2 protein-coding genes and 1 pseudogene are annotated in these 2078 nt (G+C 59.3%); 1 reads left to right on the top strand and 2 read right to left on the bottom strand.

What is annotated here, in order from left to right; genetic code table 11:
* Nucleotides 1–32: 32 nt before the first annotated feature.
* Nucleotides 33–305: a hypothetical protein gene (locus ACGVJ8_RS07785; RefSeq protein ID WP_392346970.1), complete on the bottom strand. Its 273-nt coding sequence runs from the start codon at nucleotides 303–305 to the stop codon at nucleotides 33–35.
* A 116-nt stretch (nucleotides 306–421) separates the two neighbouring features.
* On the opposite strand from ACGVJ8_RS07785, the gene ACGVJ8_RS07790 reads away from it, so the two are divergent.
* Nucleotides 422–1741, top strand: a complete 1320-nt coding sequence (locus ACGVJ8_RS07790; protein WP_392346972.1) for a HEAT repeat domain-containing protein — start codon at nucleotides 422–424, stop codon at nucleotides 1739–1741.
* Nucleotides 1742–1808: 67 nt separating this feature from the next.
* On the opposite strand, the pseudogene mpeA reads toward ACGVJ8_RS07790, so the two are convergent.
* A pseudogene (gene mpeA, locus ACGVJ8_RS07795) lies at nucleotides 1809–2078 on the bottom strand (class 2 C-phycoerythrin subunit alpha); the annotation flags it as partial.

Raw genomic sequence — 2078 nt, forward strand, 5'->3', positions numbered from 1 at the left:
ATCTTCCAGGTGATTAATCGCCCGGCTTGACCTCAGCCATGCTTGCGACGTCCGGCGCGTCTAGCTGGCTTCTTGGCCGCAGCCTTGGGGGCGTCGTCCGCAACTGCCACAGGTGCCGGTGCGCTGGCTTCACCAGAGCCATAGGAGAACGCCACCGAATCAATCGCGAGTCCACGGTTGTGCATGGACTGCATGCTGCGGCAGAGCTGTGCAAACGGCACCCGCACCGAGCGTGCCGTCCAAGGACGAGAACCGGGCTCAATCCCTGTTCGTACAGTAATTGATGTGGCGAGGGTGGGTCCCATGGCAGGCGATGTGACTGCGTTGAAGATGCCGCAGCTGCTGGGATTTTCGAGCCTTTCGCAATCTTCCTTACGAGAGCAGATCCACGCTTTCTGGCAGGAGGAGTCCTGCAGAATTAATGCCCCAAGAGCATGCTGCCTTGACCGGAGCTTTTGACAACATCCATCCGGGGCTGTCCCAAGGCGATGCGATCCGCCTGCTGAGCACTCCGCTGGAGGAGCTGGAGTCCCAGAGTGATCCCTACATGGCGGCGGCCCATCTGATCAATTTTCCGGGCCGAGAAACGGAATCAGCGTTGATCGCCTTGGTGATGGATGCAGATCAAGCGCAACCGCGCAAATTGGCGCGCCGGAAGGCTGTGGAAGTGCTGGGTCGGCTGGGCTGCCAGGAAGCCATGGCTGCCATCGCCAATTGCCTGAACAGCGACGATCCCTATCTCGTTGAAAATGCTGCTTTTGCGCTGCAACAGCTGAACTGCCAAGACGCCGCCGTTCATGAGGCGTTGCAGCAGCTGTTGTCTGACCCAGCTCAGAACCAACGGGTGTTGATTCAGAGCCTTGCTGCACTGAATGTCTCCGAAGCGGAGCCGTTGATTGCGAGCTTCCAGACGTCGGATCAGCCGGGGGTCCGCGGTTCGGCCATCAGTGCAAGCATCCGTCTTGGCGGCAGCCGTGACTACGTCTCTGTTCTTGGCGAGCAGACGCTGTTGCCGAATCAAATGGATCGTCAGTCGGCGATTCAGGATGCGATCAATGCCGGGGCAACGGAGCTGTTGCCACAGATTCTGTGTGCACCTGTGTCGCCGGTGTTTCGGATGCGGGCGTTGCGTGCACTCTGGCCTGAGGGTCGGCTGCAGAACAATGGTCTTGATCTGATCGAGCTGCTTGATGGGTTGATCGTCGATCGACCGGAAGCCTTGGAACTGGTGCATGCCTACGACCAGCCGCCCTCAGCGGATTTCCTGATTCAGGAATTTTTCGGCACGGATTTCAGCCGCAGTTACCTCGCACTGCAGACCTTACAGGACCATTCAGCGGAGCAACTCTGGCCAGCTCTAGAGCAGCGCTGGTATGCCGAGGCCTACAACGACTATGGGGCTCATTACTTTTTCATCCGGCTGTTTTCAAGGATCGGGCCCTGGCCAGATGAGGCCCTTGGCCTGATCGAAGATATCCTTTCGGAGGCCATCACCACGCACCGGCCGCAATTCATGAAATCCAAGCCGGCTGCTGTGTCGGCGATGGCCGGTTTGAAGCTTGTGAAGGATCCAGACACAACGGTGGCGTCGTGGCTTGATCCGCAAGCGACGCCGTTCTGGGAAGCGCGTTATGCCGCTGCGATGGTGGCGTCTCCCGCGCAGTTGGCGTCAGCCCTGGATGATCCTGAGCCCTTTGTGGCCATGCGTGCCCGAGCCGTCTGCGATGCCACAGCTGGTTGAGTATGGAAAAGGGGGCGGTTCAACCGCCCCCTGTAATGGAGTTCGAATCGAATCTCTCGGCTGAGAATCAGGCGAGGGAGTTGATCACGTAGTCCAGAGCAGCGTTGTACTCAGTCAGAGCCTGGGGGCTCAGGTCGCGAGGGGCGCAGCCGTCGTTACGCATTTGGGTGAAACCAGCAACGTAGGTGCCGGGGTCGATACTGAGGGCCTTGTAGACCTCACGCTGACCGTTGATGGCCAGTTCGTCCAGAGGGCCGGTGCCGCCGACAACCAGGGAGTAGTTGATCAGACGCAGGTAGTGGACGAAGTCGCGCTTGCACTTCTCCTTGCCTTCGGT

This window comes from Parasynechococcus sp. (genome assembly GCF_042954245.1).
Taxonomy (GTDB): domain Bacteria; phylum Cyanobacteriota; class Cyanobacteriia; order PCC-6307; family Cyanobiaceae; genus Parasynechococcus.

Excerpts from the sequence above, each read along its gene's own strand:
- ACGVJ8_RS07785 (WP_392346970.1), bottom strand. The coding sequence starts at position 305 with ATGGGACCCACCCTCGCCACATCAATTACTGTACGAACAGGGATTGAG.
- ACGVJ8_RS07790 (WP_392346972.1), top strand. The coding sequence starts at position 422 with ATGCCCCAAGAGCATGCTGCCTTGACCGGAGCTTTTGACAACATCCAT.